The organism is Streptomyces sp. NPDC040718, assembly GCF_055593565.1.
Window position 1 is genome coordinate 94868 of sequence record NZ_JBVIXO010000014.1, and the last position, 23325, is coordinate 118192.

At 74.3% G+C, this 23325-nt stretch carries 20 protein-coding genes and 1 pseudogene; 9 read left to right on the plus strand and 12 right to left on the minus strand.

Going from position 1 to position 23325, the window contains the following annotated elements:
* Positions 1 to 1683: 1683 nt before the first annotated feature.
* On the minus strand, positions 1684 to 2649 hold the full coding sequence (locus tag ACZ597_RS28545) for a pirin family protein (RefSeq protein WP_471335799.1): 966 nt from the start codon (positions 2647 to 2649) through the stop codon (positions 1684 to 1686).
* Between the two features lie 126 nt (positions 2650 to 2775).
* Between ACZ597_RS28545 and ACZ597_RS28550 the strand changes: the two genes are divergently transcribed.
* The 6 genes from ACZ597_RS28550 to ACZ597_RS28575 all read left to right on the plus strand — a co-directional run bounded on the left by ACZ597_RS28550 (position 2776) and on the right by ACZ597_RS28575 (position 7079).
* Positions 2776 to 3969: a methyltransferase gene (locus tag ACZ597_RS28550; protein WP_471336011.1), complete on the plus strand. Its 1194-nt coding sequence runs from the start codon at positions 2776 to 2778 to the stop codon at positions 3967 to 3969.
* Between the two features lie 40 nt (positions 3970 to 4009).
* Positions 4010 to 4792: a MerR family transcriptional regulator gene (locus ACZ597_RS28555; RefSeq protein ID WP_471335802.1), complete on the plus strand. Its 783-nt coding sequence runs from the start codon at positions 4010 to 4012 to the stop codon at positions 4790 to 4792.
* A 223-nt stretch (positions 4793 to 5015) separates the two neighbouring features.
* The gene (locus ACZ597_RS28560; RefSeq protein WP_471336014.1) at positions 5016 to 5573 is read left to right on the plus strand and encodes a DUF6230 family protein; all 558 of its coding nucleotides are present in this window, start codon (positions 5016 to 5018) and stop codon (positions 5571 to 5573) included.
* Complete coding sequence (locus tag ACZ597_RS28565) at positions 5564 to 6001, plus strand: DUF6114 domain-containing protein (RefSeq protein WP_471335805.1); 438 nt, start codon at positions 5564 to 5566, stop codon at positions 5999 to 6001. Before ACZ597_RS28560 ends, ACZ597_RS28565 begins: the two co-directional genes overlap by 10 nt.
* A complete protein-coding gene (locus ACZ597_RS28570) occupies positions 5998 to 6648 on the plus strand; it encodes a hypothetical protein (protein WP_471335808.1) in 651 nt (216 codons plus the stop codon). Before ACZ597_RS28565 ends, ACZ597_RS28570 begins: the two co-directional genes overlap by 4 nt.
* Before the next feature lie 95 nt (positions 6649 to 6743).
* On the plus strand, positions 6744 to 7079 hold the full coding sequence (locus tag ACZ597_RS28575; protein WP_471335810.1) for a DUF2087 domain-containing protein: 336 nt from the start codon (positions 6744 to 6746) through the stop codon (positions 7077 to 7079).
* Here the strand turns inward: ACZ597_RS28575 and ACZ597_RS28580 are convergent.
* Positions 7052 to 7816 carry a metallophosphoesterase gene (locus ACZ597_RS28580; protein WP_471335813.1) on the minus strand — a complete coding sequence of 255 codons (765 nt, stop codon included), beginning with the start codon at positions 7814 to 7816 and terminating at the stop codon, positions 7052 to 7054. The two genes, ACZ597_RS28575 and ACZ597_RS28580, sit on opposite strands and share 28 nt — an antisense overlap.
* Before the next feature lie 211 nt (positions 7817 to 8027).
* On the opposite strand from ACZ597_RS28580, the pseudogene ACZ597_RS28585 reads away from it, so the two are divergent.
* Positions 8028 to 8678, plus strand: a pseudogene (locus ACZ597_RS28585) (phosphoribosyltransferase); the annotation flags it as partial.
* A 2-nt stretch (positions 8679 to 8680) separates the two neighbouring features.
* Here ACZ597_RS28585 and ACZ597_RS28590 read toward each other — a convergent pair.
* The 5 genes from ACZ597_RS28590 to ACZ597_RS28610 form a co-directional block, all read right to left on the minus strand.
* The gene (locus ACZ597_RS28590) at positions 8681 to 10117 is read right to left on the minus strand and encodes a dihydrolipoyl dehydrogenase family protein (protein ID WP_471335816.1); all 1437 of its coding nucleotides are present in this window, start codon (positions 10115 to 10117) and stop codon (positions 8681 to 8683) included.
* Positions 10118 to 10160: 43 nt separating this feature from the next.
* The gene (locus tag ACZ597_RS28595) at positions 10161 to 10553 is read right to left on the minus strand and encodes a thioredoxin family protein (protein WP_471335819.1); all 393 of its coding nucleotides are present in this window, start codon (positions 10551 to 10553) and stop codon (positions 10161 to 10163) included.
* 81 nt (positions 10554 to 10634) lie between these two features.
* Complete coding sequence (locus tag ACZ597_RS28600) at positions 10635 to 12074, minus strand: aldehyde dehydrogenase family protein (RefSeq protein ID WP_471335822.1); 1440 nt, start codon at positions 12072 to 12074, stop codon at positions 10635 to 10637.
* A 161-nt stretch (positions 12075 to 12235) separates the two neighbouring features.
* Positions 12236 to 13435 carry a thiolase family protein gene (locus ACZ597_RS28605; protein WP_471335825.1) on the minus strand — a complete coding sequence of 400 codons (1200 nt, stop codon included), beginning with the start codon at positions 13433 to 13435 and terminating at the stop codon, positions 12236 to 12238.
* A gap of 983 nt (positions 13436 to 14418) precedes the next feature.
* Entirely contained in the window at positions 14419 to 15456 is a 1038-nt protein-coding gene (locus ACZ597_RS28610; protein WP_471335828.1) for a LacI family DNA-binding transcriptional regulator, read from the minus strand.
* Positions 15457 to 15667: 211 nt separating this feature from the next.
* On the opposite strand from ACZ597_RS28610, the gene ACZ597_RS28615 reads away from it, so the two are divergent.
* Entirely contained in the window at positions 15668 to 16912 is a 1245-nt protein-coding gene (locus ACZ597_RS28615; protein WP_471335831.1) for an MFS transporter, read from the plus strand.
* A 34-nt stretch (positions 16913 to 16946) separates the two neighbouring features.
* Here the strand turns inward: ACZ597_RS28615 and ACZ597_RS28620 are convergent, their stop codons facing one another.
* From ACZ597_RS28620 to ACZ597_RS28635, 4 genes are all read right to left on the minus strand, one after another.
* Entirely contained in the window at positions 16947 to 18299 is a 1353-nt protein-coding gene (locus ACZ597_RS28620; protein WP_471335834.1) for a tetratricopeptide repeat protein, read from the minus strand.
* A 10-nt stretch (positions 18300 to 18309) separates the two neighbouring features.
* Positions 18310 to 19899 (minus strand): sensor histidine kinase, encoded by a 1590-nt coding sequence (locus ACZ597_RS28625; RefSeq protein WP_471335837.1) that lies wholly within the window; start codon positions 19897 to 19899, stop codon positions 18310 to 18312.
* A gap of 76 nt (positions 19900 to 19975) precedes the next feature.
* Positions 19976 to 20797 carry an ABC transporter permease gene (locus ACZ597_RS28630; protein ID WP_471335840.1) on the minus strand — a complete coding sequence of 274 codons (822 nt, stop codon included), beginning with the start codon at positions 20795 to 20797 and terminating at the stop codon, positions 19976 to 19978.
* Positions 20794 to 21732 carry an ATP-binding cassette domain-containing protein gene (locus ACZ597_RS28635; protein ID WP_471335843.1) on the minus strand — a complete coding sequence of 313 codons (939 nt, stop codon included), beginning with the start codon at positions 21730 to 21732 and terminating at the stop codon, positions 20794 to 20796. The genes ACZ597_RS28630 and ACZ597_RS28635 overlap by 4 nt, the downstream gene beginning before the upstream one ends.
* A gap of 184 nt (positions 21733 to 21916) precedes the next feature.
* On the opposite strand from ACZ597_RS28635, the gene ACZ597_RS28640 reads away from it, so the two are divergent.
* A complete protein-coding gene (locus ACZ597_RS28640; protein ID WP_471335845.1) occupies positions 21917 to 22597 on the plus strand; it encodes a response regulator in 681 nt (226 codons plus the stop codon).
* 44 nt (positions 22598 to 22641) lie between these two features.
* Here the strand turns inward: ACZ597_RS28640 and ACZ597_RS28645 are convergent, their stop codons facing one another.
* Positions 22642 to 23301 (minus strand): GOLPH3/VPS74 family protein, encoded by a 660-nt coding sequence (locus tag ACZ597_RS28645; protein ID WP_471335848.1) that lies wholly within the window; start codon positions 23299 to 23301, stop codon positions 22642 to 22644.
* Positions 23302 to 23325 lie beyond the last annotated feature (24 nt).

The following is a 23325-nucleotide window of genomic DNA, read 5'->3' on the forward strand; positions in this document are numbered from 1 at the left end:
AGCAGGGCCGGGCTGGACTCGACAACGTGAAGGGCTCCAAGAGGCGTCTGCGCTTCCTGGGGCGCCAAGGGATGCGCCTCTCGATTTCGCATGGTTGGTCGGTCAGCTGTCTGTCAGGTTCTCTTCCTCGGACATGGTTCGGGGCCAGCGGACAGCGATTAGTGCGCCGCCTCCTGCGGCGAGTAGGACTCTGGTTCCGGGCCAGCAGCCAGCCCGTCACGCGCCGCGGACGACCAGGGGACCGTCGACAGCGGTGAACCGAACAAGCCTGCCCGGGCTTTCCGCCTCTCAGCAGGCGTACAGGTCAACGGCCTCGCCGAACTCACCACTGCTGGCGCCGAGATCGCTAAGCCGCTGCCGTCGCCACGTCGCCGCCCGGTGCTCGTATCACCCGTTCCCGTCGCACCACCCCAGCAGCGCACTCGGGTTCACTGAACAGAGCGACGCCAACCCCCCCCAACGGGCTGAAGCCATCCCCCCTCCTTTCATGCTGGTTACGGCACCCAACACCTGCTCTCCTGCTAGCGAGGAAAGCAAATCTGAGGCAGCAGACCGTGCCTGGATGGCCATCTCCGTCATCCTGCCCGAACGACGGCACGCTCGCTCGACATTGGCGCACAGCACGAGCCCGGACAGGCGCCCCGACCGGGTGTCGAGAACCTCGGCGAACTCGATGAGTACCTGCTCGGCGAGCGCTGGCACGGCCAGGGACGCAGACCACAGGCAGGCTGCGTCGTAGCCGACCGGTGCCGCCCCCCCAGCTCTCCCAGTCCAGCAGGGTGAATTCCGGGGCTGTGACGTTGGCCCAGCCGAGGTCGCCGTGCGAGCACGCCCAGTCCGTGACCGTGGTGTCCAGATTGTCACCAAACGCCTCCCGGATGCGAACGGTGAGGTGTTCCTGTCGCAGGCACACCCGGTCCGTGGTGTGACCGGCCAGCCCGTCCAGGGCATGGCTGAGCTCCACCCACCACCCTGCTGGGAGGTCGGGCTCTTGGTCGACGCGGCCGGTTGCAGAGATGGCGGAGGCGGAGGAGCGGCTCATCTCGTCGACTCGCCACACCACCCCTCGGTCGGCGTCGTGCCACTGGGAGCCGGCGTACCACTGCGGACGGGGTACTCCCTTGATGGCGACGGACGCCTCGATCCCGGTCCACGTGGCGGAGCTGAGCTGTTCGGGCTGGCACCAGGCGAGGCGGACCCAGGTTCCCGTGGCGGTGGGGAATCCGGCGGTGCCGTTGAAGCGGCTGTAGTGCGCTGCACCCACGAGAGAAGTGGGGGACGACGCCGAGCAGCTTCCGACGGCCGTGCCGGCGGCTGGCACCGTTTGTCGATCACCCACAAACCACGGCCAGCCACCATCCTCGGGCCCGCGGCGGAGGAGCATGCCCTCCGTCAGGGCAAGACCGCGTGGCCAATGGCGCTGCCGCACGGCACACATCAGCCACCGCCCTCAGCCCTACGCATCGAGAGGGCTCCACGACCGCCATAGATGATGACCCATCAGTAGAGTCAGCATCGGGTCAGCATTCGAAGACACACGCCCTCCCACCGATGCGCACAGAGTGGAAAGGCATCGCGCGTCCCAGTCGACAGAATGAGACCCGCACGACAGGCACGCAGCACCACCAATCGGAATCATGATCTCCGGCCGTCCAAAACTTCACACCTGAGGGAACCCGCAGGTCATCGCATCCGACCTCGCGGCTTCAGGTGAGTCGGAGGCAGTTCCGGGGACGGGATCGGGGGGCCGTCGTAGCCCTTTACCTCACCGAAACGGGTCCCGGTCATCCAGTCCTCGCGGGCCTGGACGATCTCCTCGTGGGACCGGCCAATCCAGTTCCAGAACATCACGATCTCCTCCTCGAACGGCTCCCCGCCCAGCAGCATCAGGCCCGCGTCCGAGGCCGCGCGCAGGGGTAGTTCGGTGCGGCCGCAGCCCAGGTAGAGCATCGAGCCGGGCAGGACCGGGACGCCGTCCACGTGGGCCTCGCCGGACATGGAGAGGACCGCGTACTCGAAGTCCGGGTTGAGGGGGAGGCGGGATTCGGTGCCGGCGGTCAGGGCGAGGTCCGCTCCGACGATGGGGGTGTACGCGGTGCCCGGGGAGGTCGCCGTGTCCAGGGTGCCCAGGATGACCGTCGCGTCCAGGCCGGGGGCCGTGACCCGCGGGAGTTCCGCGTGGTGCTGGAAGTGCGGGGCGACGTCGCGGTGGGCGTCCGGGAGGGCCACCCACAGCTGGGCGCCGTGCAGGAAGCGGGCGTGCGGTCGGGGGCTCTCCTCGGAGTGGCTGATGCCCCGGCCGGAGGTCATCAGGCCCAGCTCGCGGGGGCGGATCGTGGCGAGGCTGCCCGTGCTGTCGCGGTGCAGCACCTCGCCGTCGTGCAGCCAGCTCACGGTCTGCAGCCCGGCGTGGGGGTGGGGCGGGACCTGCATACCGGGTTCGTCGGCGATGTCGTCCGGGCCGTAGTGGTCGACGAAGCACCAGGCGCCCACCATGCGGCGGCCCAGGTTCGGCAGGAGTCGGCGGACCTCGGTGGATTCCCCCAGCTTGACCGTACGCGGGCTGAGGAGCTCGCGCACCGGCTCGGCCACGACGAAGCCGCGGCCGCCGCAGGCGGAGAGAGCGGGCTGGCGATCGAGATTGCTCATGCCGCACAACTTAGTGGCGCGGGGTCTGTCCGGCACCGCTCCTTTGCGTGGAATGTCAGGGCGCGGGGTGCGGCCGGACACGGGTCCGGGGCCGTCTCGGCTAGCCTGGGTGCCAATATGAACCGCCTGACCACGCCTTTCGGCTCCTACGAACTCACCCGCTTCCCCGCCGACCCCCGCGACCGGCTCCGCGCCTGGGACGCCGCAGACGAGTACCTGCTGCACCACCTCGACGCCGGTACCGGCGAGCGCGGCCCGGTGGACCTGGCCGGCGCCGGGCAGATCACGGTCGTCGGCGACCGCTGGGGGGCGCTGACCACGGCCCTGGCCGCCTACCGCCCGACACAGATCACCGACTCCGCGCTGGCCCGGGCGGCCACCGAGGGGAACCTGGACCGGGCCGGGATCGGCACCTCCAAGTCCACGGTGACCCTGCTGACCACGCAGGACGCGCCGCCCGCGCGGATCGACGTACTCATCGTCCGGGTCCCCAAGAGCCTGGCGCTGCTGGAGGACCAGCTGTACCGGCTGGCCCCGCACGTGCACGAGGGCACCGTGGTCGTGGGCACCGGCATGGTCAAGGAGATCCACACCTCCACGCTGAACCTCTTCGAGAAGATCCTCGGGCCGACGCGCACCTCGCTGGCCGAGAAGAAGGCCCGCCTGATCTTCTGCACCCCCGACCCCGCGGTGCTGGCCGCCGCCGGCGCCTCCCCGTGGCCGGTGACGTACGCGGTCGACGAGGACGGGGGCTCCGGGGCCGGGCTGACCACGGTCAACCACGCCGGGATCTTCTGCGCGGACCGCCTGGACGTCGGCACGCGCTTCTTCCTCCAGAGCATCCCGACCAACACCGACGGCGCCCGCGTCGTGGACCTGGGCTGCGGCAACGGCGTCGTCGGCACGGCCGTGCAGGTGGCCGACCCGGACGCCGAGGTGGTCTTCACCGACGAGTCGTACCAGGCCGTCGCCTCGGCCCGGGCCACGTACGAGGCCAACGTCCCGCCCGGCCGGCGGACGGCGGAGTTCCTCGTCGGCGACGGGGTGGCCATGCTGGCGCCCTCCTCGGTGGACCTGATCCTCAACAACCCGCCCTTCCACTCCCACCAGGCGACGACGGACGCGACGGCGCTGCGCATGTTCGCGCAGTCGCGCAAGGCGCTGCGCACGGGCGGGGAGCTGTGGGTGGTCGCCAACCGGCACATGGGCTACCACACGCATCTGAAGCGCCTCTTCGGCAACTGTGAAGTCGCCGCGAGCGAGCCGAAGTTCGTGGTGCTGCGGGCGGTCAAGCGCGAGTCGCGGCCCCGCCCCATGTGACCTGCCGGTACACCCGCCGGTAGGTCCTACACTCGGCCGCGTGAGCACCGAGGCGCAGGCGGACGGCAGGGTTGACGGCGAGGCGGAGGAGATCGGCGGGGAGCGGCGCTACCGCCGGGAGGACGTGGCCCGCGCGGCCGGGGTCAAGGTGCGCAACCTGCGCTACTACCAGGAGCGCGGGCTGCTGCCGCCGCCCCGCCGCGAGGGTCGGATCGCCTGGTACTCCGACGACCACCTGACCCGGCTGCGGCTGATCAGCGACCTGCTGGGGCGCGGGTACACCGTCAACGGCATCGGCGAGCTGCTGGCCGCCTGGGAGCACGGCGGCGGGCTGTCCCAACTGCTGGGCCTGGAGCGGGAGATGACCCGGGACTGGGTGCAGGAGGAGCCGGTTACCATGACCCGGGCCGAGCTGCGCGAGCTGTTCGGCCCGGGGGCGACGGCCGAGCACACCCGGCGGGCGGCCGAGCTGGGCTACGTACGCCTGGACGGGGATCGGGTCACGTACCCGAGCCGGCGGCTGCTGGAGGCGACGGTGGCGCTGGTGCGGCAGGGGGTGCCGCTCGGGGAGATCCTGGACGCGGGCGACTTCGTACAGGCCCAGGCGGCGGCGCTGGCGGACCGGTTCGTGGCGCTGTTCCGGCGGCACGTGATCGGCACGGAGGGGCTGGGGCGACTTTCGGCCAGTCAGCTGGATCATGTCCGGGAGGCGGTGGCGGCGCTGCGGCCGGTGGCCGGCGAGGTGGTGGCCACGGAGTTCGCCCGGGCGATGGGGCGACGGGTGGAGGCTGAGGTCGCCGAACTGCTGCGTACGGAGCAGTAGGAGTCGGCCTAAAGGGTGCGCTCGCACAACCTTGCCAACCACCATTGGCACTCTTACATTCAACTCGTCGGTAACAAAGGTGCACAGCCGAGATAGGGACCATCTCATGGCAGACTCACCGAACTTATCCGAATCCGGGCCCGGCTCCCCTCCCGGGGCCGAGCCGCCCGGCGAAGAGCTCGTCAGAGACGGCGGCCGGGTCCGCTGGCGCAGGTTCGTGCTCCTGACCGCCCCCGCCGTCGCGGTCACCGCGGGCCTCGGCATCGCCCTCGCGCAGGGCGCGCTCGCCGCCTCCTTCGCGGTCTCGGGCCAGCAGTTCAAGGTGTCGGCTAAGAGCCTGGAGGGCGAGGGCTTCGCCCAGTACGGCAGCGTCGACGTCAACGCCCGGCAGGAGCTGATCCCGGTGGCGGTCACCGCCATCAAGGAAGCCAAGCTGCACGAACTCTGCCAGTCGGTGGTCACCACCCTCCCGGTCATCGGGGACATCTCGCTCAACCTGACCGCCGGCAAGAAGGCACCCGTCGAGGCCTCCAACCTGTTCGTGGACGCCACCCAGCTCGCCGGCGACGCCGAGTTCACGAACATCGAGATCGGGCGCGACGCCTCCACCCTCGACAAGGGCCCGGCCGAGGCACAGGGCATGCAGGACCTGTTCGCCCAGCAGGCCGACAAGGTCAGCATCAGCAGTCTCCAGCAGACGGCCTGGGCGACCAACGCCGGCACCTTCAAGCTCTCCGGGCTGAGCATGGACATCAGCAAGGGCAAGAAGGAATGCTTCTGAGCCGATGGCGGCGGTGGCGGCGCGGCCGGCCCTTCTGGGGCGGCCTCTTCGCCGTCCTGGCCGGGGTGTGGATCAGCGTGCTGCCGCTCGCCCCGCTGAAGATCATGCTCCAGCAGGGGGTGGCCGGGATCCCGTCCGTCCTGATGGGCGCCGTCATGATCGTCCTCGGTCTCACCGGCTGGTTCTCCCCCGCACAGCGCACCCTCGCCGGGATCCTCACGACGCTCGTCGCCACGGCCGCGCTGGTCATGTCGAACCTCGGCGGGTTCCTGATCGGCACCCTGCTCGGCATCCTCGGCGGCGGGCTGATGTTCGCCTGGCAGCCGTACGCCGCCCCGCGCGCCGGGGGCTCCGCCGCCCCCGCCCGGCCCTCCCCCGCCGGGAACTCCCCCACTCCGCACCCCGATCCCCAAGGAGCACAGCCATGAGCCGTACGCGCACCGCGCTCGCCCTCGGCATGGCCGCCGCGGCCGCACTGACGGCGGCCTCCGCCACCGCCACCGCCGCCCCGTTACCGGCGGCCGGGTCGACCACCGTCACCCCGGCCGGGCACGCCTTCAAGGCCACCCTCAGCGGGAAGGCCACCCTCAAGGCCGGTTCGGTCACGGTGACCTGCACGGTCTCCGTCTCCACCGGCGCGGTGCCGGCCGCCCCCGGCAACCAGAACCCGTCGGGTCCGGTCTCCTCTCCCATCTCGCCGCCGACCTACAGCTCCTGTACGTCCAGCATGCCGGGGGTGACCCCGACGGTGACGACCAGCGGCTCCTGGGCGGTGTCCATGCAGAACGGCTCCCCGGTCACCGCGACCATGACGGTGCCGGCCGGCGGGCTCGTCGTGCAGACCTCGGGCCTGGCCAACTGCACCGTCACCGCCGCGCCGGGCGGGGCCGCGAGCGTCCCGGGCACCTGGGCCAACGGCGCCCCGTCGAGCCTGACCTTCACCAACGCGACCGTCCCGGTGACCGTCACCGGCGGCTTCGGCTGCCCGACGAGCGCGACCACGTCCACCTTCAACGCCGTCTACAAGGTCACCGACACCACCGACCCGGCCCAGCAGATCACCGTCACCCCCTGACGGCTCCGGCTCCGCGTCCCCGCTCCCCCGGGCCTTCCCGGGGGAGCGGGGAAAACGCGTTGCACGGCCCCGCGGGCGCGGGCGAAGCTCAGGGCATGTCACAGATCACGGAACAGCACACCACCGGTCAAGACAACACCGACCAGCGGGAATCCGCGGACCGCCAGAGCCGGCGCGGGGTCGCCGATCTGTTCTCCGGAGGGCGGCTCGTCGCCATCCCGCGCAAGGTCGCCCGGCGCGAACAGCTGCTGGAGCACCTGAGCGAGACCCTGTTCGCCGCGGACCGGGAGTACTCGGAGCCCGAGGTGAACGACGCGCTGCGGACCGTCCACGAGGACTGCTCCGCCCTGCGCCGCTACCTGATCACCTCGGGCCGGCTCACCCGGACCCGCGACGGCAGCAGCTACCGCCGGGCCACGACCACCCGGTAGTGGGTCGTCAGCCGCCCGTCCTCGCCCAGCACGTGGAAGGCGACGGCCGGCGGCTCGTCCAGGTGGACGTGGTGGTCGGGGTCCGTCTGCGCCTCCCACGGGAGCCGCAGGGTGGACACCACCCCGGGCGCCACCAGCAGCGGGCGGCCCGCGAAGGTGGTCGCCGCCGCCGTGTGGGCGTGCCCGCACAGGAAGGCCCGCAGGTGGGGGTGGCGCAGGGCCAGCGCCTCCAGGCGCTCCTCGCCGAACTGCCTGATCCCGTCCACGTACGGGGTGTGCAGCGGCACCGGCGGGTGGTGGAAGGCGACGAGGACCGGCACCTCGTGCGGGGTCCCGGTCAGGACGCCGTCGAGCCACTCCAGGGTGGAGTCCTCCAGGTACCCGTGGTGCTCCCCCGGGACCGAGGAGTCGCACACCGCCAGGACGAAGCCCTCGCCCCGCAGCACCTGGTCGACGGGGGCGGCGGAGGGCTCCTCCTCGCCCAGCAGCCCGCGCCGGAAGGCGAGGCGCTCGTCGTGGTTGCCGGGGCAGATCACCAGCGGGTGCCGCGAGGTGAGCAGCTTGCGGGCCTCCTCGTACTCGCCGGGGGTCCCGTTGTCGGCGATGTCCCCGCTGACCAGGACCGCGGCGAGGTCGTACGGGAGACCGTCCAGGTACTCCAGCACGGCGCGGGTGCGCTCGGCGGCCCGGGGCCCGCCGTCGAGGTGGACATCACTGAGCTGCGCTATCACGATCACGGGCGGTGGCTCCTTCGTCGCGGGTCCGGACCTCGGCGCGACGGGTGACGATCGGTCACCGGGACGCCGGGCGAGGTGCGTTCAACCTATCCGACGTGATCACCGGCGGGTGGGGCCCGCACGCCCCGCCGGTCCCCGGGCCGGCTCCGGTTGCGGAACGCCCCGGGATGGGGTTCGTTCGAAGGGGGCGCCCGGAACGGGGTGAGCCGCTGTGATCTTCACCGACCGCGCGGACGCGGGACGGCGTCTCGCGGAAGCGCTGCTCCACCTGCGGGGCGAGGACCCCGTCGTACTCGGGCTGCCGCGCGGCGGCGTGCCCGTGGCCTTCGAGGTGGCGCGGGCGCTGGACGCCGCCCTCGACGTGATCGTGGTCCGCAAGCTCGGCGTGCCGCACCACCGCGAGCTGGGGTTCGGCGCCATCGGCGAGGGCGGCGTGCGGATCATCAACGAGGACGTCGCCCGGCACAGCCGCGCCTCGGAGCGGGAGCTCGCCGAGGTGGAGCGCGACGAGGAGGAGGAGCTGGAGCGCCGGGCGCACCGGTTCCGCGAGGGACGGGCGCGCGTGCCGCTCGCCGGGCGGACGGCGATCGTGGTCGACGACGGGATCGCCACGGGCGCGACGGCCGCGGCCGCCTGCGAGATCGCCCGCGCGTCGGGCGCGGCGCGGGTGGTGCTGGCCGTCCCGGTGGCGCCGCCGGAGGCGGTCGCCCGGCTGCGCGGGGCGGCGGACGAGGTGGTGTGCCTGTCGTCGCCGCCCGCGTTCCGCGCGGTCGGCGAGTGGTACCGGGACTTCTCGCAGACCCCGGACGAGGAGGTCGTGGCCGTACTCGCCGAGGCGGCGGCCGGGCGGGGGGACGGAGGCGGTCAGCCCCGGTAGTTCTCCAGGAGGCGGAGCCAGACCTCGCTGATGGTGGGGAAGGCGGGGACGGCGTGCCACAGCCGGTCGATCGGGACCTCCCCGGCCACGGCGACGGTCGCCGCGTGCAGCAGCTCGGCGGCGCCCGGGCCGACGAAGGTGGCGCCCAGCAGCACCTGCCGGTCGAGGTCGACGACCATGCGGGCCCGGCCCCGGTAGCCGTCGGCGTACAGGCCCGCTCCGGAGACCTTGCCGAGGTCGTGGTCGACGGCGCGGACCCGGTGGCCGGCCCGCTCCGCCTCGGCGAGGGTGAGGCCGACCGCCGCCGCCTCCGGGTCGGTGAAGACGGCCTGCGGGAGGGCCTCCCTGTCGGCGGTCGCCGCGTGCGCGCCCCAGCGGCCGGTGTCCGGGGCCGGGGCACCCGGTCCGGCCGCGCGGGCGACGATGGCGGCGCCCGCGATACGGGCCTGGTACTTGCCCTGGTGGGTCAGGAGCGCCCGGTGGTTCACGTCCCCGACCGCGTACAGCCAGTCGTGGCCGCCCACGCGGCAGCTCTCGTCGACCGCGATCCAGTCCCCCGGAGTCAGCCCCACCGTGTCCAGCCCGATGTCCTCGGTACGGGGCGCGCGGCCGGTCGCCATCAGCAGCTCGTCGCCCTCCAGCAGCTCCCCGCCCTCCAGCACCACCGTGACCGGGCCGGTCGGGCCGTCCCGTACGACCGCCTCCACCGCCACCCCGGTACGGACCACCGCGCCGGCCTCCGTCAGCGCCTCGGCGACCAGCTCCCCGGCGAAGGGCTCCATCCGGGGCAGCAGCCCGGAGCCTCGTACCAGGACGGTGACCTGCGAGCCGAGGGCCTGCCAGGCGGTGGCCATCTCGGCGGCCACCACCGAACCGCCGACGATCAGCAGCCGCCCGGGCACCTCCCGGGCGGAAGTGGCCTCGCGGCTGGTCCACGCCCCGGCTCCGGCGAGGCCGGGCAGGTCCGGGAGCACGGCCCGGCTGCCGGTGGCGACGACGACGGCGTAGCGGGCCGAGAGCACGTGGTGCACGCCCTCGGGGCTGGTGACGGCGACCTTGCGGATGCCGTAGAGGCGGCCGTGGCCCCGGTAGAGGTGGGCTCCGATGGAGTCGAGCCAGTCGACCTGACCGTCGTCCTTCCAGTTTCCCGTCCAGTAGTCGCGGTGCGCGAAGACCGCCTCGGCGTCGAGCGGCCCCCGGACGGCGTCCGCGAGCCCCGGCACTCGGCGGGCGTCGGCGCGGGCGAGGGCCGGGCGCAGCAGGGCCTTGCTGGGGATGCAGGCCCAGTACGAGCACTCCCCGCCGACGAGCTCGCCCTCCACCAGCGCCGTGCTCAGCCCTGCGGCCCGGATCCGGTCGACGATGTTCTCGCCGGCCGGTCCCCCGCCCAGCACCACGACGTCGTACTCCACGGCTTCGGTCATGCGGTCCAGTGTCACCGCACCGCCCGGGCCGCGTCCGGCAATCTCAGGCCTCCGGCGTGCCGGGGGCGCCCCCCTCGTCCTGGGAGGCGGCGATCTTCGCCCGGACCTCGTCCATGTCGAGGGCGCGGGCCTGCCCGATGAGGTCCGTCAGGGCCGTCTCCGGCAGCGCTCCGGGCTGCGCGAAGATGGCCACCTGGTCCCGGACGATCATCAGGGTCGGGATCGAGGTGATCTGGAAGGCCGCGGCCAGCTCCTGCTGGGCCTCGGTGTCCACCTTGGCGAAGACCAGGTCGGGGTTGGCCTCCGCGGCCTTCTCGTAGACCGGCGCGAACTGGAGGCAGGGGCGGCACCAGCCGGCCCAGAAGTCGATCAGCACGAACGGGTTCTCGCTGACCGTCTCGTCGAAGTTCTCCTTGGTGAGCTCGACAGTAGCCACGGTTTCCAGACCTCCTGTATTGCGGGTGTCCTGAAGGAACGAACGGCCGCCCCGCCGCATTCCGCGCCGGCCGGGGATGCCCTAGAACGGGTGGCCGGGCGCGGTGGTGCGGGCCGTGGTCCAGCGCAGTTCGGTGAAGGCGTCGAGGTTGGCCTCCCCGCCGAAGCGGGCGCCCGTCCCCGAGGCGCCGACCCCGCCGAAGGGGGCCACCGCCTCGTCGTTCACGGTCTGGTCGTTGACGTGCGCGATCCCGGTCGGGATGCGCCGCGCCAGCTCCAGGCCGTGTCCCGCGTCGGCGGTCACGATGCCCAGGGAGAGTCCGTACGGGCCCGCCGAGGCGAGCTCCACCGCCTCGTCCTCGGTCGCGAAGGAGCGTACGGGCGCGACGGGGCCGAAAACCTCCTCGGCGTAGGCGGGGGTGTCGTCGGCCACGCCCGCCAGCACCGTCGGCCGGTAGAAGAGGTCCCGGTGGGTGCCGCCCGCGAGGAGCTTGGCGCCCTGCTCGACGCTGGCCTCGACCAGGCCGTGTACCCGCTCCAGCTGCGTCCGGTCGAGCAGCGGGCCCAGGTGGACGCGCTCGCGGAAGGGGTCGCCGACGGCGAGGGCCTCGGCGCGGGCGGCGAGCCGCTCGACGTACTCGTCGTAGAGGGAGGTGTGCACGAGGTGGCGCCCGGCGGTCATGCAGATCTGGCCCTGGTGGAAGAACGAGCCCCAGGAGGCCTGCGCCACGGCCGCCTCGACATCGGCGTCGGCGAGGACGACGAGGGCCGAGTTCCCGCCCAACTCCAGGTGTGCGCGCTTGAGGTGACGGCCCGCCAGTTCGCCGACGGCCCGGCCGGCAGCGGTGGAGCCGGTGAAGGAGACCACGCGCACGAGCGGGTCCGTGACCACCGCGGCGCCCGTCTCGGCCCCGCCGGGCAGTACGTGCAGCAGCCCGGCCGGGAGTCCGGCCGCGGCGAACACGGCGGCCAGGGAAAGGCCGCCGCTGACGGCGGTCCGGCGGTCCGGCTTGAGGAGGACGGCGTTGCCGAGCGCGAGGGCGGGGGCGACGGAGCGGATGGAGAGGATCAGCGGGGCGTTGAACGGCGCGACCACCCCGACCACCCCGGCCGGGACGCGGCGGGTGAAGGAGAGCCGGGGCGCCTCGCTCTGCAGTACCTGCCCGGCCGGCCGGGAGGCGAGCGCGGCGGCCTCGTAGCACTCCTGGGCGGCGACGTGGAGTTCGAAGTCGGCCTTGCCGGGTATGGAGCCCGACTCCCGGACCAGCCACTCCCGCAGCTCGTCGGCGTGGGCCGCGAACAGGTCACCGGCGCGGCGCAGTACGGCCGCCCGCTCCAGGTGGGTGGCGCGCGCCCAGTCGAGCTGCGCGGCCCGGGCCCGTACGGCCGCCTCCGCGACGTCTGCGGGGGCGGCGAGGTCTACCGTGGCGAGGGTACGGCCGGTCGCGGGTTCGACGACCGGGGCGGAACCGCCGGTGAGCGTGGGTCCGTCCTGCCAGAGTGTCGGATCGAGCAGCGGCATGACGCGGGGCCTCCGGGTGGGGGTGGGCGGGCGGGGCGGGGGGCGGCAGCAGGCGCCATCGTGCCAGACCGGGGACGTCATCTCTGTTCAGTTATTGGGCAGTTGGCGGGACCCCGTGACCGGAAACGATCGACGGGGTCCTGTGGGGTGGGCTGTGGCTGCTACCGCTCCAGGACCAGGGCGATGCCCTGGCCGACGCCGATGCAGAGCGCCGCCATGCCGGTGCCGGAGCCGGCCGCCGCCAGCTGGTGCGCCACCGAGCCGGCCAGCCGGGCGCCCGAGGCGCCGAGCGGGTGGCCGATGGCGATGGCGCCGCCGCGCGGGTTGACCACGGCCGGGTCCAGCTCCGGCCAGGCGGCGAGACAGCCCAGCGCCTGCGCGGCGAAGGCCTCGTTGAGCTCGAAGGCGGTCAGGTCGGAGAGGTCGCGGCCCGCCTTGGCGAGCGCCCGCTGGACGGCGTCGACCGGGCCGAGGCCGAACAGCTGCGGCTCGATGCCGGTGACGGCGGAGGCGCTGATCCGGGCGAGCGGCTCGCGGCCCGTCGCGGCGAGGCCCTCCTCGTCCGTGAGCAGCAGGGCGGCGGCTCCGTCGTTGAGGGGGGAGGCGTTGGCGGCCGTGACGGTGCCCGAACCGTCCGTCCGGAACGCCGGCTTGAGGCGGGCGAGAGCCTCGGGGGTGGAGCCCTCGCGGATGCACTCGTCGCGGGCCAGGTCCGCTCCGGGGTAGGGGACGACCTCGTCGCCGTACAGCCCGGCGGCCCAGGCGGCCGCGGCCTTGCGGTGGCTCTCCAGGGCGAAGGCGTCCTGCGCCTCACGGGTGATGCCGTGCTTCTCGGCGACGAGCTCGGCGCCCTCGCCGAGGGAGGCCGTCCACTCCGCGGGCATCCGGGGGTTGGTCATCCGCCAGCCGAGGGTGGTGGACCACATCTGCTGGTGCCCTGCGGGGAAGGCGCGCTCGGGCTTCTGGACCACCCAGGGGGCGCGGGACATCGACTCGACGCCGCCGGCGATGGCGACGGAGGCGTCCCCGAGCGCGATGGCACGCGCCGCCTGGATCACGGCCTCCAGGCCCGACCCGCAGAGCCGGTTGACGGTCACGCCGGGGACGCTGACCGGGAGGCCGGCGAGCAGCACCGCCATGCGGGCGACGTCGCGGTTGTCCTCGCCGGCGCCGTTGGCGTCGCCGAAGACGACGTCGTCGATGCGGGCGGGGTCGAGGTCGGGCGTACGGTCCACGAGCGCGCGCACGACGTGCGCGGCGAGGTCGTCGGGGCGCACCCCGGCGAGGGCTCCGCCGAACTTGCCGATCGGGGTGCGGACGGCGTCGACGACGTAGACGTCGCGGACGGTGCGGATGCTCATGGGGGCTCTCCTGGGCGGCTCCGTACGGTCGGCGGCGGACCGGGTGCCGGCGTGGGCACCGGGACCCACCCCCGGGCACGCCCGGTGGGGCGCGCCCGCAGTCTCCGCCGAGGTGTCGGGGCGTGTCAACGGTTGCCCTTGCCCTGGCCGGGCGGTTGCCCTGGCCGGGCCCTTGCCCTGGCCGGGCCCTTGCCCTGGCCGGGCGGTTGTCGGCCAGGGGGTCAACCTGCCGGGCGGAGTGCGGGCCGGGTGGCTGCGGGTGAATGCGGTGCCCTGCCGGGTGGGGCCGGGGTGGGGCCGGGGGTGCGTACTGCGGCGGGCGGGGCCGGGGGTGCGTAGTGCGGCGGGCGGGGCCGGGGGTGCGTGCTGCGGGGGCCGGGGGCGGGGCCGGGGGCGGGGCCGGGGTGGGGTGCCGTCCGGGACGGGCTTCGATGTTCGGCGCCCGATCCGGATCCGGATGTACGAGGTACCGCGCGCCGAATTCATCTCGTTTTAGTCCCGGACGACACCCCACCCCGTCCCCACCCCCGACCGGCACCTCCCAGCCCGGCCCGATACCTTCCAGCCTCCCCGGCCCTTCCAGTCCGGATGGGAAAGCCAGCCCCGTCGACCTCTTACAGTCCGGATGGGAAAGCCAGCCCCGTCGACCTCTTACAGTCCGGACGGGAAAGCCAGCCCCGCCGGCGCATCCCGCCCCGCCCAACATCCCGCCCCGCCGGCGCATCCCGCCCCGCCCAACATCCCGCCCCGCCGGCGCATCCCGCCCCGCCCAACATCCCGCCCCGCCCAACATCCAGCCTCGCCGTACCTCCAGCCCCGCCGGCGTTTGAGGCGCGGGTCCGGGCGGCGCCCGGGGAACGGGGGAAGGGCGGGTGGGGGACCCCGGCCCCGCGCAGCGGCACACCACCCGCCCCCGGGTCAGACGGCCGGAGGCCGGCACAGCGGCGCGGAGCCGGTGAGGCCGGCCGCGGCCGGGCGGCGCGTCAGGAAGGGGTGGATTCGCGGGGTACCGCAACGGCCGCCATCAGGTCGTGCCGCTCGGTGATCTCCGAAGGATCCCGCACCGCCGCGTCCACCAGCCCCGCCAACCGCTCCCCCGTCGGCATCTCGATCCGCACCGTGCTCAGCCTCGGCCGCAGCAGCCGCCCGATGAGCAGGTCGTCGGCGCCGATCACGGCCACGTCCCCGGGGATCCGCAGCCCCGCGTCCTGAAGGGCCCGCATCAGCAGCATCGCGTACTCGTCGTTGTACGCGAACACCCCGTCCAGCCCCAGCGCCCCCCACCGCGCGGCCAGCGCCGCCGCCGACTCCTCCGTGTAGGCCATCGGCAGCGCCCGTACCAGTTCGGCGCCCGCCACCGACCGGGCGCCCGCCAGCCTGGGGCCGGAGAACGGTTCCAGGCCGTCCTCCTGCGGCACGACCACCCCGATGCGGCGGCGGCCGCGTTCCACGAGGTGGGCGGCGGCGCGGGCGCCCACCTCCGCCTGGTCCATCACGAGCGCGTGCGCGCCGGGGACCGTGTCGGGGCCCATGGTGATCACCGCGCGCGCACCGGCCCGTTTGAGGGTGGCGACGTTCCCCGGGGACAGGGCGGTCTCCCCGAGGGAGATCACCGCCACGGGCCGCAGTTCGGCCCAGGCGCGGGCGGCCTCGTCGCCGCCGAGGCCGAGGCTGCCGTACTGGACGACGGTGTAGTCCAGGCGGCGCAGGGCCCATTGGAGTTCGTTGAGGAAGTTGCTGTAGAGCGGCCCGGCCGGGACGTGCGAGGTGGGCAGCAGCACGATGCGGGTGTGCCCGGCGCGCAGGCTGCGGGCGGCGGCGTGCGGTACGTAGCCCAGCTCCTCGGCGGCCTCGCGCACCCTGCGCCGCGTCGGCTCGCTGATCCGTACCGCTTCCGCGTTGTTCAGGACGTACGAGACCGTCGCGCGCGAGACCCCCGCCAGACGGGCGACGTCGGCGCTGGTCGGCACGGGTGGGGCGGGCGGCGTGCGCCGGCCCGGCGGGTTCGGTGAGTCTGCCATGGCCCGGGCATCTTTCCAGACCGATTGCGTACGGGGGCTAGCGGTTGGCCGGAAACGGGTGCTACACAGTGCTTACACGTTTCAGTGACACGTGTAACCCCCTCTTCGCCGGCCCCCTCCCCGACGTGCCGCCGCCCCCTCGCACCCCGTCGCACCCCGCCACCCGCGACGGGGCGGCGCGCACCCCTCCACCCCTGCCCAGGAGGGCACCATGGCTCTTTCCTCCCAAGGCGCCGACACCGCCGCCGCCACCTCCGACAGACCCTCCCCCGAGCGCCGGCTGCTGCCGCTGCTGCTCCTCGGCAACACCGCGATGTACGCCCTCTACGTCGGCGTCGCCGGCATCCTGCTCGCGCTCCAGGTGGAGCGCGTGGACCCGGCCGACAAGGTCGCCAACTTCGGCCTGATCGCGGGGGTTTCCGCGGTCTTCGCGACGGTGTTCAACCCCGTCGCGGGTGCGCTGTCCGACCGCAGCGGACGGCGCAACCCGTGGATCCTGGGCGGCGGGCTCGCCGCGGTGCCGGCGATGCTGCTGCTCGGGCTCGCCGACACGATCCTGCTCATCACCATCGCCTGGTGCCTCGGCCAGGCCGTGATGAACGTCTACCAGGCCGCCATCACCTCCGTCGTCCCCGACCGGGTGCCGGTGGGCGCCCGCGGCAAGGCCTCGGCGGCGGTCGGGCTCGGCCTGCCCTTCGGCTCGGTGCTGGGCGCGCTGGCGGGGGCGGCCTTCTCCGACGACTTCCGCACCGGATACCTGGTTTTCGGCGCGATCGTGGCGGGCGCGGCGGTCGTGTTCACCGCCTGCACCCGTGAGCAGCGGCTCCCGGCCCGTGCTCCGCTGCCCGTCCGGGCCCAGCTCGCCGCCTTCGCCGGCGCCCTGCGCGACCACGACTTCCGCTGGGCGTTCGTCGGGCGGGCGCTGCTCGTGCTCGGCTACTTCGCGGTGAGCGGCTACCAGCTGTACATCCTCCAGGACCACACCGTGCTGCCCGGGGGGATGGAGCCGGAGGCGGCGGTGGCGGTGCTGATGCCGCTGACGAGCGTCGCGATGGTCGTCTCCACGGTGGCGGGCGGCTGGCTGTCGGACCGGCTCGACCGGCGCAAGCTGTTCGTGGGGGCCTCGGCGCTGCTGTCGGCGGTCGCGCTCGTCATCCCGGCCGTATCGGCGAGCTGGACCGCGATGCTGGCGTTCTCCGTGGTCAACGGGCTGGCGTTCGGCTGCTACATGGCCGTGGACACGGCGCTGGTGACGATGGTCCTGCCGACGGCGGAGGACGCGGCCCGGGACATGGGCGTGCTCAACGTCGCGAACGCCGGTCCGCAGATCGTCGCCCCCTTCGTCGCCTCCGTCGTCGTCTCGGTGAGCGGCGGCTACACCGCGCTGTTCGTCGTCGCCGCCGTACTGGCGGTGGCGGGCGCGCTGGCGGTCCGTCCGATCCGCGGCGTGCGCTGACCGCCCGGTACGGCCCCCGGCTCCTCGCCGCCGCTCAGAAGGGCGGGCAGTCGCTGTAGCCCCAGGGCGCGGGCGGCGGGACTTCGGGGAGCGGGGTGCGCAGGAGGGTGACGGCCTCCTCGGCACGGCCCAGTTCGACCATGAGCGGGCCCAGGGTCCGGCGGTGTTGCGGGCGGTCGGTCTCCAGGAGGGCCAGGGCTTCCTCCGGGCGGCCGTGGTCGGCCAGGAGGCGGGCCAGTTCCTCCACCGCGTACCAGCTCGCACCCTCGGGGTGCGCGCGGGCCTGCTCGGCCGCCTCGTCCAGCCGTCCGCAGGCCGCCATCAGCGGGCCCCGCATCCGGAACAGCTCCCATTCCTCCTCGCCCCGCCGGGTCTTGAGGGCGTCGAGGTGGGCGAGGCCCTCCTCGGCCCGGCCCTCGGCGGCGAACAGCCCGCACAGGACGTCGAGGGCGCAGTCGTCGTAGGTCGCGCGGGCCCGCATCACCTCGATGGCCTCGCCGCCCCGGCCGTGCCGGGCGAGGAACTGCGCGAGCAGGATCCTGGCGTGCCCGAGGTCCTGCTCCACGTGCTGCCGGTAGACGTCGACCGCGCCCGCCACGTCCCCCCGCTCCTCCAGGTGCTCCGCCAGCCGGCGGACCGCCGACGGGTGCTCGCCGTCGCCCGCGAAGGCGCGGAGTTCATCGATCCGGCCGTGCCTCACGAGGAGTTCGGCGAGCGGGTCCCGGTTGTTGACCGGGGTCGGGCCGTACGCGTACAGCACCTCGACCGCCTCTTGCGTACGGCCCTGCCGTTCGCGGACGGACGCGATGAGGTTCACCGCGTTGAACGGCTCCGGGTACCGGTCGCCGCACTCCGCGCCGCCGCACCGCGCGCACGGGCGGCCCGGCGCGATCCGGGCGGCCAGCAGCTCCGCGACCTCGTCGCCCCGGCCCAGGCCGAGGGCCACGTCGGCCAGCGGTTCGGCCAGGTACCAGTCCGAGACGTGCGGGGCGAGCAGTGCGTACGCCTCCTCGGCCCGGCCGTGCCGGGCCAGCAGCGGCGCCAGCTCCCGCAGCGCGGAGCGTTCCCCGTCCAGGGCGAAGGGGCGCAGCAGTCCGACGGCCTCCTCGCCCCGGCCCGCCGCTTCGAGCAGCCGGGCTGCTTCCTCCGCCGCGGTGAACCAGCCCGTCGCGAGGTAGGGGGCCAGTACGGCGAGGGCCTCTTCCGGCTCGCCCCGCCCGGCCAGCCGGCGCGCCCAGGCCCTCGCGCAGAACCAGTCGCCGTCCTCCGCGAGGGCCTGCGCGCGCACGACGTCGGCGTGCCCGAGTTCGAGCAGCCGCTCGACGAGGTCGGGCGGTACGCAGTCCCGGTGCAGGCGGGTCCGGTGGTCGAGTACGGCGGCGTCCATGGGGTGCACCCTAGGTGGCTTTCAGGACGTCCTTGGCCACCAGGACCCCGTCCGACCAGCAGAGCCGGTAGAGGTCGACCTGGTCCAGCAGGTCCCGGCCGGAGCGGTAGAACTCGCAGGCGGTGCCCGGCGGCCGGGGCGCGGAGCGGAGGTGGTCGGGCGGGTAGGGGAAGGCGCGGGCCGGGAGGAGGGGGGCGAGCTCGGTGCGGGAGGCTCCGGGTTCCAGCCCGGCGAAGCGGGACGGCGGCAGCACTCCGGTCGTCAGCTGCCAGGCCAGGCAGACGGCGGCCGGGACGAAGAAGGCCGCCGCGGCGGTCGGCGCGGCAAAGGCGGCCACGGCGCGGCGGCGTGCGGCGCGGCGTACCTCGGCATGCCGTTCGGCGGACTCCGGGGCGGTGCCGGCCGCCCCGGGGACGTCGGCCCGGCGCGCGGGGCGGGCCGGGGGCTGGTGCGGGAGGACGGCGGTGACGCGGAAGCCGTCCTGGTGGGGCCCGGTCCGCAGGGTGCCGCCGAGGACCTCCACCCGCTCCCGGAGCCCGGTCAGCCCCCGGCCCCCGCCGGCACCGCCCGCGGGGGCTCCGGCGGACCCGGCCCGGCCGTCGGCCCGCGCGGCGGCGTTCACGACGCTGACGCGGGTGCGGTCGGCCCCGTGGTCGATGCCCACCCTGATCCCGCCGCCCGGGGCGTGTTTCACGGCGTTGGTGAGGGCCTCCTGCACCACCCGGTACGTCCCGCGTTCGACCAGCGGCGGCAGCGGCCCGGCGGACGTTCCGCGCCGCTCCCACCGCACCGGCACCCCGGAGGCCGCCGCCCGGGCGAGGAGGTCCTCGACCGTGTCCGTCTCCGGCCCCGGCTCCCGCGGTTCGTGCAGCACGGCCACGGTCTCCCGCAGCCGCTCGACGGCGTCCGCGATCGTCCCGCGCAGCTCGGCGAGGTCGTCCCGGTCGCGGTCGGTGAGGTCCGGGGAGAGTTCCAGGGCGCCCGCGCGCAGGGCGACCAGGCTCAGCACGTGGCCGAGGGAGTCGTGCATGTCGGCCGCGATGTCGGCCCGTTCGGCCAGCCGGGCGCGCTCCGCGACGAGGTGCTGGCGCTCCTCCAGGCTTCCGGCCAGCCGCCATCCCTCCCGTACGAGTTCGCGCCGGCCGCGCCAGTGGCGCCCGGCCAGCCAGGGCACCAGGAGGGCGGTGGGCAGTACGGCCAGGGCGTAGAACCACCACACGGCCGGCACCCCCAGTACGGCGCACGCCGCGAGGTCGGCCGCGAGGGACGCGGCGAGCACCCCCAGCGGGCCCCGGGCGCGAGCCGTCCGGGCGCCGAGCAGGCAGCTCAGCGCGGCCAGCGACAGGACGTGGGCGTTGGCCGGGGTCGCGGGGTCGGCCAGGCCCACCGCGCACAGGCCGTTGGCGAGGAACACGGCGGCCCCCGGCCGGAGGCGGGACAGCGGTACGGCCACCGCCAGCACGGCCAGCGGGAGCAGCAGGTCCAGGACCGGCGAGTCCCCGCCCGCGTCCAGGAACCCGTAGCCGGTGGCGGCCGCGAGGGCGGTCCACAGTGCCGCGTCGGAGAGCACGGGCCTGGGTCGGATGTGCGGGTGCCGCATGGCGCGTGGGTCCTTCCGGTGCGCGTCGTGTCCTCCGGTCGATTCTGCGGGACGTGCCCGGGCGGCCGGCGCGGTGTCAGGCGTCCCTGCGCCGCAGCACGTACAGGCCCGCCGCGTACGCCGCGGCGGTCCACGCGGCCACGATGAGGACGGCCGTCGCCGAGGAGTACGGGGCGGCGGCGCCGGCCCGCATGAAGTGGTCGCCCGCGCCGTACGGCATGCGGTCGTTCACGGCCGCGAGGGTGTCGCCGCCGAGCCCGAGGAACACGCTCGGCAGTGCCCAGAGCAGTGCGGCGAGTATCGACAGCGCGCCGGCCGGGTGCCGCGTCGCGACGGCCACGCCGACGGTGAGCACGGCCACGAGCCCCTGGTAGATCCCGACGGCCAGGACCTGCCCGAGGGTCGTGCCCGCCGCGAAGGAGGCCCGCCCCTCGAACGCCCCCCATGCGACGGCCGTGCCCACCGCGGCGAACGCGGCGCCGGCGAGGAACGCGACCGCGCCCACGACGAGTGCCTTCGCCGCCTGGACCCGGTGCCGGCGCGGCACCCACAGCAGCGTGGCCCGGACGGTGCCCGTCGAGTACTCGGAGGTCACGGCGACCGTGGCCAGGACGACGAAGGCGAACTGGGTGACGACGGCGGAGGCCGCCGCCGCGTTCCCCACGGGCTGGACCGGCTGTTCGTTGATGCGGGCGATCGAGGCGTAGTAGAAGGTGAACACGCCGGTGATCACGAGGCCTGCGAGGAGGGCGAGGTACGGGGCCCGGACGGACCAGAGCTTCGTCCACTCGGAGGCGAGCTCCCCGGCGAAGCCGCGGGCCGGACGGCGGCCCCGGGTACCGTCGGCGTTCCGCGGCGCGTCCGTCCGCCCGTCCCGTGCCGTCGGGGTCGCGGTCACTGCTGCTCTCCTTCTGCGGTGGTGCCCGTCGTGTACTCGACGCTGCGCGCCGTGAGGTCCATGTACGCCTGCTCCAGCGACACCCCCACGTCGGCCAGGGCGTGCAGTCGTACGCCGCGGCGGTGGGCGATGTCGCCGACCTCGGCCGCGGTCCTGCCTGCGACGGTCACTTCGCCGTCCGCCCCCGTCTCGACGCTCACGCCGTCGGCCGCCGCCAGGTGGCGGACCAGTGCGGACCGCTCCCCGGGATCGGGCACCGAGGCGCGCGCCCTCGCGGGAGACGCGGCGGCGAGGAACTCCGTCATGGTGGTGTCGCTCAGCAGCCGCCCGCGCCCGATGACGACTAGGTGGTCGGCCGTGACCTGCATCTCGCTCATGAGGTGGCTGGAGAGGAACACGGTGCGCCCTTCCGCCGCCTGGTCCCGTACGAGCCTGCGGATCCACCGCACCCCGTCCGGGTCGAGGCCGTTGACCGGTTCGTCGAGGATCAGTACGGGCGGATCGCCGAGCAGGGCGCCCGCCACTCCGAGCCGTCCGCCCATGCCCAGCGAGTACGTGCCGGCGGGCCTGCGGGCCGCTTTGGCCAGGCCCACCGTCTCCAGAACCTCGTCCACCCGGCGTGCCGGAATGGCGTTGGCGCGGGCCTGGGCGAGCAGGTGCGCGCGGCCGGAGCGGGCCGGGTGGACGGCGCGGGCGTCGAGCATCGCTCCCACCGCCCGCAGCGGGCGGCGCAGGTCCGCGTAGGGCCGGCCGCCGATGAGGGCCCGTCCTCGGGTGGGGTGGTCGAGCCCCAGGATCATGCGCATCGTGGTGGACTTCCCGGCCCCGTTGGGGCCGAGGAAGCCGGTCACCCGGCCGGCTCGGACGTCGAACGTCAGGTCGTCGACGGCGAGGGTGCCGCCGTAGCGTTTCGTCAGTCCTCGGAGGCTGATCACGAGAGTTCCTTCGCTGTCGGTCGCGGTCTGCGTACGCCGTCGACACTACGAGCGCACGGGGCCGGCGCCCATGCGACGAAGGGAAGGGACGTCCTGCCTTTCGTCGGGGGAACTCCCCTACCCCGGAGGGATCTTGCGGGACGCGCCGTCGGGCCGGCGGCGCGCCGGCCGTAGGCTCGTCCGCGTGGAGGAGACGACAGCGAGCGGTCGGCCGGTGCGGGTCCTGGTGGCCGACGACGAGGCGATGGTCCGGGCCGGCGTACGCGCCATCCTGGCGCGGGACCCGCAGGTCGAGGTGGTCGCGGAGGCGGGCGACGGGCACGAGGCGATCGCACTCGCCGGGCGCCACCGGCCGGACGTGGTCCTGCTGGACATCCAGATGCCCGGCCTCGACGGGCTGACGGCGGTGGGGCGGTTCCGCCGGGAGCTGCCGGCGGTCGGGGTGATCATGCTGACGACCTTCGGCCAGGACGACTACATCGCCCGGGCTCTGGAAGAGGGCGCGGACGGGTTCCTGTTGAAGGCGGACGACCCGAGGGAACTGCTCGGCGGGGTACGGGCGGTCGGCGCCGGCGGGGCGTACCTGTCCCCGCGGGTCGCCGGCCGGGTCATCGCCGGGATGCGCGCCCACCGGTCGGCACACCCGCACCGCTCCCTGGACCGGCTGACGGAGCGGGAGCGCGACGTGCTGGCCGGTCTCGGCGTCGGGCTGTCCAACGCGGAGATCGCGAGCCGGCTCCACCTGGTCGAAGGCACGGTGAAAGCGCACGTCAGCGCCGTACTGACCAAGCTGGGCGCACGCAACCGGGTGGAGGCGGCCATCGCCGCGCACGAGGCCGGGCTGATCCCGCCGCGCGGCGCCTGACGGGCGGCCGGCGGGACGGCCGGGCACGCCTCGCGTGGGCGGCCTCAGACGATGGCGGCCGTCGTCACCACCATGACCGCGGCCATCGCCGCCTGCGTGTCGCGGATCGCGGTGCGGACGCTCTCGGCGGCCCACTGGCCGTCGGCTATCTGCGCCATCCGCGCGGCCACCGGCTTGCGCGGGCCGTCGGGGAAGGCCAGGCCGTGCAGTTTGGCGGAGTGGACGAGCGCGATGAGTCCGGCCGTCCGGGTGTCCGGCTCCTCGCCGTCCAGCACGACGGCGGCGAGGCGGGCGCGCAGCTCGCGCTCGACCGTGCCGTCCGCTTCCGGGTAGCGGCGGACCGGGAACATCCCGAGCACCTTGCGCTTCTCCTCCACGATCACCCCGCGCTCGCAGAGGCGCTGCACGGCCGCGGTGACGGCCTTGGGCTGGTCTTTCGTCAGCCAGTCCGTCGCACGGTGCCGGCCACGCCCCCGCAGCCAGGTCCCGATCAGCTCCGTACGGCCGTCGAGCAGCGGCTCCCCGGTCGGGGCCGGGTCCGTCAGCACGAGGTCCTTGCCGCTGACGGAGACCCGTCCGGCCAGGACCAGTTCGAGCAGGAACCCCCCGGCGACGGCCCAGCCGGCCGCCTGCCGCTGCTGCGCCGAGCCGGACTCGTCGTCCAGCGACAGCAGCACGACCTCCTCCGCCAGTGTGATCGCCATGCCGCTACCCCCGCGTACTCGCTC